Source organism: Hymenobacter rubidus (genome assembly GCF_016734815.1).
Taxonomy (GTDB): Bacteria; Bacteroidota; Bacteroidia; order Cytophagales; family Hymenobacteraceae; genus Hymenobacter; species Hymenobacter rubidus.
Genome location: NZ_JAERQF010000025.1, coordinates 66,883 through 83,820, shown reverse-complemented (window position 1 = coordinate 83,820; position 16,938 = coordinate 66,883). Strand labels below are relative to the sequence as shown.

At 63.3% G+C, this 16,938-nt stretch carries 9 protein-coding genes; 2 read left to right on the top strand and 7 right to left on the bottom strand.

Translation table 11 applies throughout. The annotated features are described in order from the left end of the window. Positions 1-97 precede the first annotated feature (97 nt). The 7 genes from JKL48_RS16210 to ispF all read right to left on the bottom strand — a co-directional run bounded on the left by JKL48_RS16210 (position 98) and on the right by ispF (position 14,278). On the bottom strand, positions 98-6,676 hold the full coding sequence (locus tag JKL48_RS16210; RefSeq protein WP_201984521.1) for a T9SS type A sorting domain-containing protein: 6,579 nt from the start codon (positions 6,674-6,676) through the stop codon (positions 98-100). Positions 6,677-7,119: 443 nt separating this feature from the next. Beyond that, positions 7,120-8,178, bottom strand: a complete 1,059-nt coding sequence (locus JKL48_RS16205; RefSeq protein WP_201984518.1) for a hypothetical protein — start codon at positions 8,176-8,178, stop codon at positions 7,120-7,122. Positions 8,179-8,244: 66 nt separating this feature from the next. Then, positions 8,245-9,624, bottom strand: coding sequence for a LutB/LldF family L-lactate oxidation iron-sulfur protein (locus JKL48_RS16200; RefSeq protein WP_201984515.1), 1,380 nt, complete (start codon positions 9,622-9,624; stop codon positions 8,245-8,247). Positions 9,625-9,721: 97 nt separating this feature from the next. Next, on the bottom strand, positions 9,722-10,066 hold the full coding sequence (locus tag JKL48_RS16195; protein WP_201984512.1) for a GxxExxY protein: 345 nt from the start codon (positions 10,064-10,066) through the stop codon (positions 9,722-9,724). 54 nt (positions 10,067-10,120) lie between these two features. After that, positions 10,121-11,821: a M28 family peptidase gene (locus tag JKL48_RS16190; RefSeq protein WP_201984509.1), complete on the bottom strand. Its 1,701-nt coding sequence runs from the start codon at positions 11,819-11,821 to the stop codon at positions 10,121-10,123. A gap of 148 nt (positions 11,822-11,969) precedes the next feature. Further along, positions 11,970-13,661 carry a M28 family peptidase gene (locus tag JKL48_RS16185; protein WP_201984497.1) on the bottom strand — a complete coding sequence of 564 codons (1,692 nt, stop codon included), beginning with the start codon at positions 13,659-13,661 and terminating at the stop codon, positions 11,970-11,972. Between the two features lie 137 nt (positions 13,662-13,798). Beyond that, positions 13,799-14,278 carry a 2-C-methyl-D-erythritol 2,4-cyclodiphosphate synthase gene (gene ispF, locus JKL48_RS16180; RefSeq protein ID WP_201984495.1) on the bottom strand — a complete coding sequence of 160 codons (480 nt, stop codon included), beginning with the start codon at positions 14,276-14,278 and terminating at the stop codon, positions 13,799-13,801. A 326-nt stretch (positions 14,279-14,604) separates the two neighbouring features. Between ispF and JKL48_RS16175 the strand changes: the two genes are divergently transcribed. Together JKL48_RS16175 and JKL48_RS16170 are read left to right on the top strand one after the other, a co-directional pair. Then, positions 14,605-15,219, top strand: a complete 615-nt coding sequence (locus JKL48_RS16175) for a TetR/AcrR family transcriptional regulator (protein ID WP_201984493.1) — start codon at positions 14,605-14,607, stop codon at positions 15,217-15,219. 45 nt (positions 15,220-15,264) lie between these two features. Next, positions 15,265-16,929 carry a TolC family protein gene (locus tag JKL48_RS16170; RefSeq protein ID WP_201984490.1) on the top strand — a complete coding sequence of 555 codons (1,665 nt, stop codon included), beginning with the start codon at positions 15,265-15,267 and terminating at the stop codon, positions 16,927-16,929. Positions 16,930-16,938: the final 9 nt, after the last annotated feature.

Here is a 16,938-nt window from a genome sequence, read left to right as displayed (position 1 = left end):
GATAAAAACAGGGCGGGCTAAAGCCCGGGGCCGGCCAAAAATCAAAGGCCCCCCGGCCAATTGGCCGGGGGGCTTTTGTTTTCAGCCCGGCCCCGAGCTACTCGCGCACAAGGCGGCGGCTTTCCACACCGTCGGCATTGCTCAAGCGTAGCAGGTAAACGCCGGTGGCCACGCCGCTCAGGTCCAGGGTATGGATGGCGGTGCCGCTGTTGGCCGGCAGCGTGGCGCTGCTAACCACACGGCCCAGGGCATCCAGCACCGTGAGCTGGGTGGCCAAGCGGAAGCCACCCAGCTCCAGGGTGACCCGGCCGGTGGGCGTGGGGTTGGGGTACACCTTCAGGCTGGTGCCGGCAATGGCGGCTTTAGCAGCCGTCACCAGCAGCACGTTGGACGGGAGCGACACGCAACCCGTGGTGGGGTTGGTCGTCGTCACGGTGTACGACCCGAGCTGAGCCGGCAGGCCCGTGATGACGTAGGTCTGGCCCGTGGCTCCGGTGATGATGTTTCCGCCCAGGTAGAACTGGTTGCCCGTGGCAGCACTGGAGGTGAGGGTCGTGGTGGTGCCGTTGTACGTAGCCGTGAGCACCGGTGCTGCCGGCCGCGGGTTCACGGTGAAGGTGGTCGTGGCCGTAGCTGCCGCACAGCCGCCGGCGGCGCCTACCGTGTTGGTCACGGTGTAGGTGCCGGCCGTTGACGAAGCTAGCGTAATTGCCCCCGTGTTAGCGTTAATGGTCAGGCCCGTCGTCGAGCTATAGGTGCCGGCCGTTGCGCCCGTTGCCAGTGTGGGTGCCGCGGTGCTAGCGGCCCCCGCGCAGCCCGCCGCCGAAGCGTAGCTGAACGTCGCCAGCGGCGCTGCTGTGATGGTCACGGTCGAGGTGGCCGTGTTGGCACAGGCGGCACCCGAAGCGGCCACGGTATTGGTCACGGTGTAGGTGCCGGGGGTAGAGCTGGCCAGCGTGATGGCGCCGGTGGTGGCGTTCAGGGCCAAACCTGTGGTCGAGCTAAACGTACCCGCCGTGGCGCCCGTGCCCAGTACCACCGCCGGGGCGGCAGTCCCGCTCACGCAGTACGTCGACGTTGTGCCGTAGCTGAACGTGGCCACCGCCAGCGGCAGAATCGTCACCGATTGCGTGCTGGTCACTGCCGCGCAGCCGGCGGCGGCGGCCACGGTGTTGGTCACCGTGTAGGTGCCAGCCGTTGAAGTCGAAGGCGAAATGACACCGGTGGTGGCGTTAATCGTCAGGCCTGTCGTGGAGCTAAAGGTGCCCGCCGTAGCCCCAGTCCCCAGCGCAGGAGCCACTGTCGCCGTTTGCCCGGCGCAGATGGCGGCGGCCGGGTACGTGAAGCTGGCCAGCGGCGCCGCCGTGATGGTGACCGACGAAGTGGCCGTAGCGGCCGCGCAGCCGTTGGCAGCGGCAATGGTGTTGGTTACGGTGTAAGTACCCGGCGTCGAAGACGAGAGCGTAATGGCGCCCGTCGTGGCGTTCAGGGTCAGGCCCGTTGTAGAAGAGAAGGTACCCGCCGTGGCACCGGTGCCCAGCACCACGGCCGGAGCCGTCGTGCCGCTCACGCAGTAAGTCGAGGTGGTACCGTAGCTGAACGTAGCCAGGGGCGCCGCTGTAATGGTCACTGACTGGGTGCTGCTGGTGCCGCAGGCGCCTGCCACGGCGTACGTCACGGTGTAGGTGCCGGGCGTGGAGGAGGCCAGCGTGATGGCACCCGTTGTGGCATTGAGCGTCAGGCCCGTCGTCGAGCTGAAGGTACCGCCAGCCGTACCGGTGACGGTAGCAGCCGGAGCTGTAGCCCCGCTCACGCAGAATGAGGGGCCATTGTAGGTGAAGGCTGCCGATGTAGCGGGGGCAACGGTCACCGTGGCAGTGGCCAAGGCGGCTACGCAGGCACCGGAAGCGGCAATGGTATTGGTCACGGTGTAGGTGCCGGGCAACGAAGTAGCCAGCGTAATGACACCGGTGGTGGCGTTCAGGGCCAGGCCCGAGGTGGAGCTGAAGGTGCCCGACGAAGCGCCGGTGGCCAGCGTAGGCGCAACGGTATTGGTGCTGCCGGCGCAGTAAGTCGTGGCCGCGGGGTAGCTGAATGTCGCTACCGGCGCCGTCGTGATGGTGACCAGCGAAGTGGCCGTAGCGGCCGCGCAGCCGTTGGCGGCAGGAATGGTATTGGTCACGGTGTAGGTGCCGGGCGTGGAGGAAGCCAGCGTAATGGCCCCCGTCGTGGCATTCAATGTCAGGCCGGTGGTGGAGCTGAACGTGCCGGCCGTGGCGCCCGCGCCCAGCGTCACCGTTGGGTTGGTAGTCCCGCTTACGCAGAAGGTTGAGCTGGTGCCGTAGCCGAACGTCGCTACGGGGGCGGCCGTGATGGTCACGGTAGCAGTCGAAGTCGTTGCTGCGCAAGCACCCGAGGCCGCCACGGTGTTGGTCACGGTGTAGGTGCCGGGGGTAGAGCTGGCCAGCGTGATGGCGCCGGTGGTGGCGTTCAGAGTCAAACCTGTGGTCGAGCTAAACGTGCCCGCCGTGGCACCCGTGCCTAGCACAACGGTCGGGTTGGTGGCCCCGCTTACGCAATAGCTTGCAGCGCTACCGTAGCCGAACGTAGCCACCGGCGCGGGCGTGATGCTGAGCGCCAGCGTGGCTGTTGCCGGGGCGCAGGGGCTAGCCGTGGCCGTCAGGGTAATGGTGGCCGAGCCGGCTGCGATGTCGGCAGCCGAAGGAGTGTAAGTTGCATTGAGCGTGGTGGCATTGGGCGAGAAGGTGCCCGTGCCGCTGCTGGTGTAGGTGCCGGTGGTGGCCGAGCCGCCCACGGTGCCCGCCAGCTGGTAGGGCGAACTGCCACAGGTAGCATCCGTCGAAACCGGCAAGGTGGCCGTGGCCGGCTGCGTCACGTTTACCTGAACGGGCGTGCGCGTTGCCGCGCTGATGCACTCGGTGCTGAATGTCAGGTTAAAGAAGCTGTTATAGGTAGTGTTCGAGTACGACGTTGAACTGAAAAACGTATACGACCCTTTCACAACCAGTACCCCATCAGCCGAAGTCAACGGGTAGCTGCCCGAGTAGGTGCTGAAACGGCCCAGGCCGCCTGCGAAGTTTGAAAGCTTATAATCGCCGGGCGTCAGCACGTAGTTCAGCGGTACCGTCACGCGGGTGCCCACCTGGGCGGCCGTCACCGTAAGGGTCACGTCGCTGCCCGCGACGGCTGTGGCCGTACCAGCTGGCTGCGTGCCGCTCACCCGGTACAAGCGAACGGTGAGGGTGCCTGCCGCCGTTGGGTATACGTCAACCGATGTCAGACTCCCCGACTGCGCTACCGAGAAACCCAACGGATAATCGGTGAGTGACGACTGGGCAAATGTGCCATTGCTGGCGCTGTTGTCGGCCAGACCGGCCACGCTGATACCGCCCGTGTAGGCTTCGGCGTAATAAGTCGTGCTGGCGGTGAGCGGCGGCGTGGTATACGAGCCAGCCGTGGCAGTCGCGAGGGCCGTGCCGCCGGTGGCGGCGCTGAAGAAGCGCACCGAAGCGCCCGTCGAAGCCGCAGCCGTGAGCGTAGCCGTGGTGCCGGCGCAAATGGCGATGGGCGTGTTGGTGCTGGCCACCACCGGCGTGTTCACCGTGATGGTGCTCACGTTGGAAATTGCCACGTTCGTGCCGCAGGTAACCTGGGCCCGGTAATACGTGGTGGTGGTGAGCACCGGTGTGGTGTAGGCAGCCGACGTGGCCCCGCTGATGTTCGTGAACGGACCCGTGGCGCTGCTGCTGCTCTGGTACTGGATGCTGCCGTTGGCCGCGCCCGTCAGGGTGAGGGCGGCCGTGCCGCTGTTGCAGATGAACGCAGCGGCGGGGGCCAGTGTACCAGCCACCGGGGCCACTACCGTACGGGTCGGCGACGGCGTCAGCAGGTCGTTGGCGGTATTGCCGTCGCCGGTCACCGTGGCCGTGAGGGCAAAGGCATAGGTGCCCAGCGCCGTCATGTTCAGGGTGGGGGCGAGCGTCACGGTTTGGGTGGCGCCGGCGGCCAGCGTGCCGGTGGTGATGCTGCCAGTCAACGTCTGCGGACCACTGGGCGTGGTAACCACCGCCGTCACCGTAGCCGGGTTGGCGGTAAAGTCGAGAGCGGCTGAGCCCTGGTTGGTCACGGTCACGGCCACGGTTTCGGCGCTGCCGTAGCAGCCCTGGGTGGCGGTGGGCGTAGCCAGCGCGGTGGCGGCCAGGTCGATGGCGGGCAGCACGCGCACCTGCACGTTGTCTACCCCGATGTCGTAGCTGCCAAAGTCGCTGGTGGCCTTGAAGCGGATGACACTGGTGGCCGAAGTCGCCGTCAGGTCCAGCGTTTGGGCCGTGAAAGTGGCAAACGTGGTCAGCGTCAGCAGCGGCGTGGTGCCGAAGGTGGCCCCACCGTCGGTACTCAGCAGCAGTTCAACCTTGCTGCCAGCCGTCGAAACGTTCACGAAGTCGAACGTGAGGCGCTTGGTTCCAGCAGGGCTCAGGTCCAAGTAGAGGTCGAAGGTACCCACTGCCCCACTGGGGGCATTGAAGCTGTGGAAGCGGGCCGAGTGGCTGCTGCCCTGGCTGCCAGTCGGGGTGTACGCCCCGGCGGTTGAGCTCCAGCCGGCGCTAGCGCCATCGTCCTCGCGGCGCCAGGAGTTATTGCCCGTCACGGGCGTATTGGCCCAGCTGTTGTCGGGCACGTCGTTGGTGCCGCAGCGGCTCAGCCAGGCACCTTCAAAGCCTTGGGTGTAGGGCACCGTGGCGTAGGTGGGCGGTGCACAGGGAGTGGTGAAGGTATAGGTAGCGGCCTGTGCCGTAGCGCTGCCGCAGTTAGTGGTCAGCGTCACGGTGTAGGCCGTGCTGTAGGCCAGGCCGGTCAGGCTGATGGGCGAGGCCGTCGCCGAGGTGGGGGCGCCCGCCACGGCCGGGCTGATGGCGAAGGCGTAGTTGGCGGCGCCCGTCACCGGCGTAAACGCGATGCTGGCCGAAACCGTCGCGCCCGCTGCCGTCGTGGTAGCCGCCAGGCCCGTTGCCGCCGCGCACGAAACGTAGCTCACGCTCACGTTGTCAAGCCCGTTGTCGTAGCTGCCGTAATTACTCGTGGCCCGGAAGCGAATCACCGTGGTGGGTGTCACGGTGGCAGGGAGGGCTGTCGTATAGCTGGTCCAAGCCGAGACATTGCCCAGCGTTCGCAGCGTGGTCGGGAAGGTAGCCCCGCCGTCGGTGCTCAGCAGCACCACCACCGGGTTAGAATCCGAGTTGCGGAAGTCAAATTTCAGGGTGGGGGTGCCCGTGCCGCCGCTCATATTCAGGTACAGGTCTAGGGTGCCGATGCTGGCGCTGGGTGCGTAGTAGTTGTGGAAGCGGGCCGAGTGCGTGGAACTGGCCCCGCCAGCATTGGAGCCAACCGGGCTGTAGGCCCCACCGGTTGGCAGGGTCCAACCGGCACTGGCGCCGTCGTCGTCGCGGCGCCACGAGTTGTTACCCGTCGAGGGGGTGTTAAGCCAGCTCGCATCTGGGGCATCGTTGGTGCCGCAGCGGCTCAGCCAGGCCGTCTCGAAGCCTTGGGTGTAAGGCACCGTGGCGTAGGTGGGAACCAGCACCGTCACGGTGGCCACCGTGGAGGTGGCCGACTGGCCCGAGCAGGTCACCACGGCCTGGTAGTACGTGGTTTGCGTCAGGGCCGGGGTGGTGTAGGTAGTTCCCGTGGCGCCCGTGATGTTGGTGAAGCCCGTGGTGGCGCTGGTCGTCGACGACTGCCACTGGATGGTCTGGCCCGTGGCGGTGTTAACGCCGCTCAGCGTGAGGGTGGCCGTGCCGCCCGCGCACAGGCTGGCCGGCGAAGCCGCCGCCGTGCCCGCCGTGGGCGGAGCCGTGCAGGCGGGGTAGGTAGCGGCCGAAACGCCCACCACCACAATAACCCCGGTGTTGGTGCTCGCCACCTGGGTGATGGCAACCCCCGAGATGAGCTTCGTTGCGTTGGCCGGGTCCAGCGTCAGCTTTATCTGGTAGAGGCGCGGGTCGGTGGTCGTGGTTTCGGGGGTGGTGCTGGTGCCCAATATCCGGGCTTTCATCAGGAATGCGGTGGCCGTGTTGGCGGCCAGGGTCTGGGAGCCAAGGTACCAGTCCGGGATGGTCTGGTTGCCGAAGCTCTGGGTCGTGCCATCCGTGAAGTTCACGGTCATCGAGGCAACCATCGGCCCGTTGCCGGCGTTGGCCAGCACGTATAGCTCGCTGGCGGCCTGGGGCGTGGCAAACGCCAGGGTGCCCGTGGCACCGGTGGTAGCCAGCCGGAGCGCGTTGTTGCCGGTATAGGAAGCCAGTTGGAAAGTCAGGCCGGTAGTAGCGGCACTGCTCAGGCTACCGCCGGGGGGCAGGCCCTGGGTGCGGGTGCTGGCCGTGGCCGTTGAGCTGAAGGTGCTTTCCATGAAACGGTAGTTGCCGTTGTCCACCGACGCAGTGGTGGAGGCCGAAGCGGCCGTCTGGCTGAGACCATTGGCCACGACGTCGGCCGTGAAACTTCCGGCCGTTAGCGGTACCGTTGAGTACGTAGCCTGGCCCCACGAGGAATGGCTGGTGCCCAGCACGGCCATCAGGATTAGCAGCCAGGACCAGACCTGCCGGACAAGTGGCAACGAGCGCACAATACCTGGTCGTATTCGTAAAGGGTTTGACATAAAATGGGCAGTAAAAAAGTAAGGGGAAAAATTAAATGCGACGCGGCGAATGTACTCATAAGTAGCCCTTTCGCGTTCTGCAACGGCAATAAATAGACGCTTAATGACCGTTTCATGAAAAGAACCTCCTGCACCGTCGGCTGTGGGGTTGGGGAAGAGCGTGAGCGCCGCGAAGCTATCTGTTGACTTATGGTCTCCAATGCATGGATGGTGTTTTTGTTGGTTGGGTTTCTGCACATGCCCATGCGCTATTTCGCTAGGCAGGAGCTGGCCTTGGCATCTTATGGCCTTTTTCTGCCTTCATGAGCTGCTTGGGCGGTTTTCGTGCGGGCTGGGCAAGTGCGGCCCGGCCATGCGCCGCCCTGGCTGAGAACCCGCTAGGGCCGGGCTCAAAAAAAATGAAAGGCCTGGCTGCCCCGCCGGGCCATTGTCGCACGCCAGCGTTACCCAGCTGCCCGAATATTGGGAGCCATGGTAAGACGCGCCAGAAAATCCACTGCCGAGGCGTAGCGACTGCGCAGCTCGTGGTACCGCTCCCAGGCAGCGGCGCGGTCTTCGCACACCCGCAGGCCGTGCTCGGCCAGCAGGCTACAGGCCGTGTCAAAGTCCTGCCGGCTGGCTTCGTTGGTGGGGTCTTCGGGCAGCAGATTGGTAGGCTCCGCGCCCGCCCGGTCGTCGAAGAAGCGGTACACCCGGTTCAGGGCCAGGCAGCCGGCTTTGAAAGTGAGCTGCGCCTGCCGGGGCTGCGGCCCATCGACGGCGGCAAAGAGCAGCGCTGCCGCATCCAGAATCAGGCCGCTGCTCGTGACCCAGGAGCGGCCCGGCTGCGGCGAACGGAAGAACGAAAGGATGGGCAGCGAGGTGTGGCTTTCCTCGATTTCCACAAACCACCGCTCCCAGTCGGCCCACTGCTGGTCGTCGTTTTGCACCGAGCCGTCGTGGTTGAGCCAGCCCAGCAGGCACGCGGCCGTGGGCGGGGTGCCGGCCCGCAGTTCCAGCAGGGCCACGGTGGCCTCGCGCCGCGAAAACGCCTGGTAAATGGTGGGCAGATACGACAGCAGCAGCGTGAGCAACAGCAGCCCCAGCGTGGCCTCGGAGTAGCTGAGGGCCGCGATGAAGGTATGGCGGGTGCTGGTGGTGCCCAAAGTAAGCAGCGAGCTGCTGCTCAGCTCGTAGCAGCGTTCCCAGCGGCCTTCGCCCAATGCCCAGAACATGCCGGTGTAGCCCAGGCCAACCAGTGCTTCCCAGGCCACGGGCAGGGCCACCAGCGCTACCGGCGCGTAGTGAGCCATTATTTTGTCGCGCCGCTCGTACGAGTTGGCCAGCTTGGCTGCCAAATCGAAGAACAGGCGGATGCCCATGAATATCCACACGTTCAGCCGCACCACCTCGTTGCGCGGCAGGATGAACGAACGAATGGCCGCCGACAGGGTCGTGATGACCAGCACCATGCCCCCCAGGCCGGTCACAATGCGCAGGGCGAGCAAGAAGTAGGGGTGCATAAGCAGCTAAATGCCCTGATACGCACAACGCCGCCGAGAAGCTGAACCGCTAGCGCCTTGGCCCGCCTATGGCTGTGCCGTCCGCTTCTTCCACAGCTCCCGGAACGAGGGGCCGGCAATGTGCAGGCTTTCGCGCCGCTTGCTCCAGCCCACTTGGCCCAGCAAGCGGCCCAGGCTCCAGTCCTTCAGTTTCACGGGCAGCAGGTCAAGGGCCCAGCGGTGCTGCATGCTCCACTTCCAGAGGCCAATGGCGGCGCGCTCTTCGGTGGGCGCGTGGCCCTCGCGCACGCTCTGCTGACGGTTGAGGAGCAGCAAGTTGTGCAATGGAATGCGCACCGGGCACACCGTGGTGCAGGCGCCGCACAGGCTGCTGGCGTAGCTCAGGTGCTTGTGCTCGGGCAGGCCGCTCAGGTGCGGGCTGATGACCGAGCCAATGGGGCCGGAATAGGTGGTTTCGTAGGTGTGCCCGCCAATGTTCTTGTACACCGGGCACACGTTCAGGCAGGCCCCGCAGCGGATGCAGCGCAGGGCGGCGCGCTTGTCGGGCTGGGCCAGCAGGTTGGTGCGGCCGTTGTCGAGCAGGATGACCACCATTTCCTCGGGCCCGTCCACCTCGTTCGGCTGGCGCGGGCCAAAGTACACCGTGTTGTACACCGTGACTTGCTGGCCGGTGCCGCTGGTGCTGAGCAAGGGCCAGAACAAGTCCAAATCCGTGAGCTGCGGAATCACTTTTTCGATGCCGACCACCGCAATGTGCAGCTTCGGGAAAGCCGCCGACAGGCGGGCGTTGCCCTCGTTTTCGGTCACGGCAATGGCGCCTTCTTTGGCAATGAGGAAGTTGCCGCCGGTCACGCCCACTTCGGCGCTGGTGTACTTGTTGCGGAGCAGGTGCCGGGCCGTGAGCACCAGCTGTTGGGCGTCGTCGGTGCTTTCGGTACCCAGGTGCTTCACGAAGATGGCGTTGATGTCGGCCTTGCTCAGGTGCATGGCCGGCGTCACAATGTGGTAGGGTCGCTCGCCGTTCAGCTGCACGATGTACTCGCCCAGGTCGGTTTCCACGGACTCGATGCCCTGCGTGGCGAGGTACTTGTTGAGGTGAATTTCCTCGGTGGTCATGCTCTTGGCCTTCACCACGGTTTTGGTATTGCGCGCAGCCGTGAGCTTGCCGATTTCGGCCAGGGCCTCGGCGGCATCGCGCGCCCATATCACGCGCCCGCCGCGCGCCGTGAAGGCCGCTTCGAACTGCAGCAGGTACTCGTCCAGCTTCTCCAGCACGGTGGCTTTGAGGTAGGCGCCGCGGTCGCGGGCCAGTTCGTGCTGGTCGTAGAGCTTGAGGCCGGCGCTCACGGCCGCGTCGTACTTGCCGATGTTGAAGCGGATTTTGCGGCGGTGCTCGCGGTCGAAGGCTTTCTTCTCCGCGTCGAGTTGGAATTGTTCGGCCTTCATGCGCGCAAAGTTTCGCTAAGTTTCAAAGGAAGTTTCGCTAAGGCTGATTTCGAAAAGCCGCTTAGCGTAAGTTGTTAACAAGGCGAATAAAATTGCCTCAGAGGGATTCAACATTGAAGTTGAACAACAAGCCGAGCCGCAAATCGGCCAGGCGTAGATAATTCAACAGTTGTTTTGAATGGATGGGAATTAGGTTCTCACACGACTTCAACTCAAGAATTACCTTATTTTCAACCAATACATCCAGCCGAAACCCGATAGCAAGTTTCACCCCATCGTATACAACCGGGATAGGGACTTGCGTTTCCACCGCCAGCCCTTGTTTTCGCAACTCATGCGTCAGAGCTGCTTCGTAGACTGACTCCAAAAGCCCTGGCCCCAATGCGCTATGCACCCGAAAGGCCGCATCTAACACCACCTTCGAAATCTCGTTCTCGTGCATACAACATCCAGCCTTAGCGAGACTTAAATTTTAAAACTTCGTGAAACTCCGCGCTCAGGGTTTATTCGAATCCACCACAATGCGCTGCTCCCGGTTGACCAATTCCCAGGCCGTGTGAAACACGAGCTGCGCCCGCTCCGCTAGCTTATCAAACTCGATTTTCTCCACGTCGTCGGTGGCTTTGTGGTAGTCCTCGTGCTCACCGGTGGTGTAGAAGATGACCGGAATCCGGCGCCGCGCAAAGTTGTAATGGTCGGAGCGGTAGTAAATGTGCTCCGGCTCGCCGGGCACGTTGAAGCGGTAGTCCAGCTCCAGGTGGGTGTAGTCGCGGTTGGCTTTTTCGCTGATGGCGTGCAGTTCCGACGACAATTTGTCGGAGCCCACCAAGGCCACGAAATGCTTTTTGGGGCTGTGCTTGCGGTCGGTGCGTCCCACCATGTCAATGTTCAAATCGGCAATGGTGCTGGCCAGCGGCAGCACCGGGTGGGCCGTGTAATACTCCGAGCCAAACAACCCCTCTTCCTCCGCCGTCATCAGCACAAACAGGATGCTGCGGCGCGGGCCGTGCCCTTCTTTCTTGGCTTGGGCAAATGCTTTGGCCAACGCCAGCACGGCCACCGTGCCCGAGCCGTCGTCGTCGGCCCCGTTATAAATGGTGTCGTGCTTCACGCCGAGGTGGTCGTAATGGGCCGAAATCACCAGTACCTCGTCCTTCTTGTCGGTGCCCTCCAAAAAGCCCAGCACGTTCTCCGTCGTCAGTGCCTGCTGGTTTTGCGGCAGGTACAGCCTGGCCGTCGGCGGCTGAAAGCCGGCGGACACGGGCTGCCGCGCCCGTCCCACGGCGCGCACATAGTCGAGCAAGCCATTGAAGGAAGCACCGGCCAGCTGCATGCCCATTTCCTGCGAGGTGAAGTACACCCCAATGCCGGGCGGAATGTTCTCGGCCACGGTATCCACTATTTCCGGGCCGGGGTCGGGCAGCGCAAAGGCGGGTTCCTGCAGGGAAGTGGCCAGCTCGGCCGTTTGCTTCCGAAAAGCCGCTGCGGGGGCAAACGTCATCAGGAAAATGCTGCGGGCGCCGTGGGCCTTGGCCAGCGCGGCCTTGCGCAGGCCCGAGTCCCAGTAGTCGGCCGGGCGGCCGCTGGGGCGCAGCAGCTTGCGGCCCCGCTCGTCCTCCGGCTCGCCCATCAGGGCCACCACGTCCTTGCCGTTCACGTCCAGCCCGGCATAGTCGGAATACCCGCCCTGCTCCACGCCAAAGCCCACAAACACCGGCTGCGCCACCGTGGGCGTGAGAAACGGCGACGCCATGGGCCCGTAGCTGAACCAGTCGCTCAGGTAGTCGTAGCGTTGGCCGCTCACTTCCACGTAGCCGCCCGGCGCGTAGGTGCCGCGCGTGAGCTGGAAGTGCTGCAGATATGGGTTGTCGCCGCCCGGCACGGGCCCTTGCAGCCCGGTGGTTTTGAACTGGCCCGCCAGGTAGTCGGCCGCCAGCTTCTGGCCCGGCTGGCCGGCTTCGCGTCCCTGAAAGGCGTCAGAGGCCACAGTAGCCAGGCGCAGGCGCAACTCGTCGGGCTGGATGAGGGCTGCGTAGGTGGCTGAGAAGTCCGGAATGGAAAAGGGAGGGGTTGACGTGATTCCTCCGCGCTTCACCTTCATCTTAGTCGGGCCCAGAATTTTAGTAGGTATTTGCTGAGCCACAGCGGGTAGCATGTGGGCTAGGGCCAGCAGCCCACACAGTACGATTTTCTTCATCAACGAAAAAGAGGGGAGGGGATGGTTAGGATAAAAGTAGAACGTCATGCTGAGCTTGCCGAAGCATCGCTACCGTATAAGTAAATAATTACTCTCGTGGTAAAGATGCTTCGGCAAGCTCAGCATGACGTTCTGTTAATCAGGCTACCTACGGCTTGTTCGAGTCAACGGCAATGCGGCCGTCGCGGTTGGCCAGCGCCCAGGCCAGATGAAACACCAGCCGGGCCCGCTTCTCCATCTTATTAAACTCGATTTTATCGATTTCGTCGCTTTGCTTGTGGTAGTCGGCGTGCACGCCGTTGAAGAAAAACGCCACCGGCACCTTGTTCACCGCGAAGTTGTAGTGGTCGGAGCGGTAGTAGAAGCGGTTCGGGTCGTTGGGGTCGTCGAAGCGGTAGTCCAGGTCGAGCTTGGTGTACAGCTGGTTTTGTTCCTCGTTAATCACCTTCAGTTCCGACGCCAGCTTGTCGGAGCCGATGACGTACACGTAGTCCGGCTTGCCTTCGTGCTCCACATCGGTGCGCCCAATCATGTCCACGTTCAAGTCGGCCTCCGTTTGGGCCAGCGGGAAAATCGGGTGCTTCGAGTAGTATTCCGAGCCAAACAGGCCCTTTTCCTCGCCCGTCACGCTCAAAAACAGCAAGCTGCGGCGCGGACCGTGGCCTTCGGCCTTCGCCTTGGCAAACGCCTCCGCCATCGTGATAATGGCCGAAGTGCCCGAGCCGTCGTCATCGGCCCCGTTGAACACCTCGCCATCGTGCACACCCAAGTGGTCGTGGTGGGCCGAAATCACGATGATGTCTTCTTTCTTGTCGGTGCCTTCGATGAAGCCCAGCACGTTCTCCGTGTCCAACGGCACGCGCTTGCGGGCAGCCCGTATCTGCATGGGCATTGCCTTGAAGGGAGATTTCACCGGTTGCTTCGTCGCGTTGATTTTGGTGAGGTACGCCTGCACCGCTGCGTCTTTGGCGCCCAGCACCTGCAGGCCCACGGCCGGCGAGATGAAAAACGCCGGTCCGCGGCTCGGCTTCTCGGTGCTCTGCATCACCGTTGCGGGGCGGGAGATGAAGGGGGCCAAGCGCGCCGTTTGCTTTGCAAAGTTGTCGTTGGGGTTGAAGCTCACGAAAAACACCGTGCGGGCGCCTTTCTGCGACGCCAGCTGCAGCTTGCCGCGGTAATCGGTGCCCCATTTCGTGGGCGCGCCGTCAGCGCTCAGCAGGGCTTTGCCGCCGTCGCCGGTGGGTTCGCCCAGCAGCACCAGCAAGTCTTTGCCCGCCACGTCCACCCCGGCGTAGTCGGAGTAGCCGGGCTGCTCGATGCCGTAGCCCACAAACACCGGTTTCACGGTGGTTTCGGTGGCGAAGGGCGAGTCGCCCATGCCGTAGAAATCCTTTAGCCAGGCATAGCTGGTTTTGCCCACTTTCAGGGTGGCGCCGTCGGCCCAGGTCACCTGCTCCACGTTGAAGTGCTGCTGGTAAGGGTCGGTGCCCGTGGTCACAGGGCCGGTCAGGCCCGCGTTTTTAAACTGCGTGGCCACGTAAGCAGCGGCCATGTGCTGGCCCTTCATGCCCGTTTCGCGGCCCTCGTACTCGTCCGACGCCAGCACCGCCAAGTGCGTGCGCAGGCGCTCCGCCGATACCAGGTCGGCGTATTTCACGCTCAAATCCTCGGCAGGGGCCACGGGCTGGGTCGCCGCTTCGGCCTTGCCTTCTTTTAGCTTGGTTTTGGCGGCGGGGGCCGTCACATTGCCTTTGGTCTTGATTTTAACTTTGCCCTGGGCGTGGGCCGGGGCAGCGCTGGCCAGCGCGAGGAAAGCCAGCAGGAGAGAGGTTTGCTTCATTGAAATTTGAATGGTGGGAATGAGAGTTTTATGAGGTTGTCATGCCGAGCGCAGCCGAGGCATCTCGCGTGCCGCACTAACTCAATCGTTGCAACGAAGCGAGCGAGATGCCTCGGCTGCGCTCGGCATGACGACCATTAAGCTTTCTGAATCAGCACGCTGGCGTAGGCGGCCACGCCTTCCTGCCGGCCCACAAAACCCAACTTTTCGGTGGTGGTTGCTTTGATGGAAATGTCTTCCTCGGCCACGCCCATCACGGCGGCCAGCACGCGCTGCATTTCCGGGATGTGCGGGTTCACCTTGGGCCGCTCCAGGCAAATGGTCGAGTCGATGTTGCTCACCTCGTAGCCGCGCTCGCGCAACAGGCGCATCACGCCCGCCAGCAGCTTTTTCGAGTCGATGCCCTTGTACTGCGGGTCGGTGTCGGGGAAGTGGAAGCCGATGTCGCGCAGGTTGGCCGCGCCCAAAAGCGCGTCGCAAATGACGTGGATGAGCACGTCGGCATCGGAGTGGCCGAGGGCGCCGTGGGTGTGCGGCACCTCAATGCCGCCCAGCCAGAAGGGCAGCCCGGGTTGCAGTTGGTGAACGTCGTAGCCGAAGCCGGTTCGGATTTTCATAAGAAAGGAATGTGTGCGGGCCGACGGGGCCGCCGCAAAAGTACCCGCCGGCCGTGGCTTTGCACCGACAGCCACCACCAAGACTTTTTAAATTAATAATGTGATTAGCTAATATCATTCAACTAAAATTATTAGCTTTGCATTGCCAGTTAAATTAGTTAGTCATGCGGCATGCAACTCACTTTTTTTCAGGGTTCCGTAAAATATCGGGGGGATGTCTGCGTCAGGTAAAGGCGAAAAGTGCCCGGACTGGCTGGGAACGCCAAAAAGAAATTGGAAACTTTGAGCACAATAAAAGTTTCCATTGTATCTTTGCGGCGTTAATTATGGAAATCAAAGACCGAATCCTGAACCACGCGCAGTCGCTTTTCATGCGCAACGGCATCAAAAGCGTGAGCATGGACGACATCGCCGCCGACATGGCCATGTCGAAAAAGACCCTCTACAAATGGTTCGAAAACAAGGACCAGATTGTGGAAGCCTCGATGACCCGCCACCTGCACAGCGCCCAGTTCGACTGCACGGCCATGATACAGTCGTCAACTTCGGCCATCGATGAGCTCTTTCAAATGATGAAGTGGACGCGGCAGGAATTCAGCAACGTGCACCCCAGCATTTTCTACGACCTGCAAAAATTCCACCCCGGCACCTGGAAGCTCTGGCTGGCCCACAAAAACCAGTTCATCCTCAGCCAAATCATTGATAATCTGCACCGGGGTATTGCCGAAGGCCTTTTCCGGGCCGACCTCGACGTGGACGTCATCGCCCGGATGCGCCTGGCCCAGATTGAAATCATGTTCAACTCCGACGTGTACCCGCCCCTGCAATACCCGAACGAGCGGGTGTCGCAGGCCCTGCTCGAGCACTTCATGCTCGGCGTGGCCACGCTGAAAGGCCACCGGCTCATCAACCAGTACCGCAACGTCACCGACGAAGAATAACCCCCCGCTTTTCCCCGCTTACCCGTTTCCCTTTTTGCTGTTTTTATGAACACGCTGTTTCGAACCAGATTCCTGCTGGCGGCTGCCTTGAGCGCGGCCGTGCCGCGGGCGCTGCTTGCCCAAACCTCGCCCTCGGCGCTGCCGGCGGCCCCGCCTACCGCGGGCACCATGCCCCTGAGCCTGCAGCAGGCGGTGAGCTACGCCATCCAGAATAAGTCGACGCTGCTGGCTACCCGTTTGGGCGAGGCTACGGCGGCCGCCAAAGTGGGCGAAATCAAGAGCGCCGGCCTGCCGCAGGTGAACGTGGCCAGCACGATTTCCGACAACTTCAAGCTGCAAAAGAGCTTGGTGAGCTTCCCGCTCTCGCAAACGGTGCTCACGCAGAGCGACTTGGCCGCGGCGCAGGCGGGCACGCAGCAGGTGCTGGGCACCCAGCAGCTGGCCCTGCCACCCCAGCCGTTTGCCTTCGGCCTGCAATACGCCGGCAACGCCAGCGCTTCGGTGTCGCAGCTGTTGTTCGATGGCTCGTATCTGATTGGCTTGAAGGCCGCGAAGGTGTACACCGAGCTGGCCAAGAAGCAGACGCAGCAGGCCGAAATCGACGTGGTGGAGCAGGTGAGCAAGGCGTACTATAGCACCCTGGTGGCCCGCTCGCGCCTCGCCCTGCTGGCCCGCAACGTGCAGCGCCTCGACACGGTGCTGAACCAAACGCAGAAAGTGTTCAAAGCCGGCTTTGCCGAGAAGCTCGACGTGGACCGCCTGCGCGTGCAGCGCAACAACCTGGTGGTGGAGCAGCAGAAAGCCCAGCGCCTCACGGAGTTGAGCCTCGGCCTGCTGAAATTCCAGATGGGCCTGCCGCAACAGCAGAACATCCAGCTCACCGATTCGCTCAGCGCGGCCGTGGTGGATGCCGGGGCGTTGCGCCAGCGCCTCGGCGCGGCCAGCTTCAACACCGGCGGCGGCGCGGATGGCCTCGGCGCGGTGCCCACGGCCCCCGCGGCGCCCGGCAGCGACAACACCGCCGCCCAAAACCGCCTCGACCAACAGAACGCCCTCTCCGGTGGCCAGCCTACGGCGGCCCGCGGCGCCATCAATTACAACAACCGCATCGAATTTTCGACCCTGGAAACCCAGCAGGCCCTGGCCGGCCTCGACCTGCGCAACCGCCAGGCCGGGGCCTACCCGCGCCTCGTGCTCACGGGCGCTTACGGTTTCACGGGCTCGGCCAACACGGCGGGCGACCTGTTGGCGTTTCGCGGGCCGAGCTCGCGCAACTCAGCCGGCTTTGTCAACCAGAACTGGTTTGGCTTCGGCAACGTGGGTTTGAGCCTGCAGGTGCCGGTGTTCGACGGTTTCCGCCGCAAGTACCTGGTGCAGCAAACGCGCATTCAGCAGCAAACCATCGAGCGCGGCTTCGAAACCCTGAAGCAGAGCATTGACCTGCAGGATGCCCAAAGCCGCACCACGCTCATCAACGCGCTCGACGTGCTGGATAACCAGAAAGCCAACCTCGACCTGGCCACCGACGTGGCCCGCGTCACGCGCATCAAGTTCAACGCCGGCGTGGGCTCCAACTTGGAAGTCATCACCGCCGAAACCGACCTGCGCTCGGCCCAGACTAACTACTACGGCGCGATTTACGATGTGCTGGTAGCCAAGGTAGACCGCGATAAAGCGACCGGCGAGCTGTTCAACCAGGTTAAAAAATAGCGGTAGCGC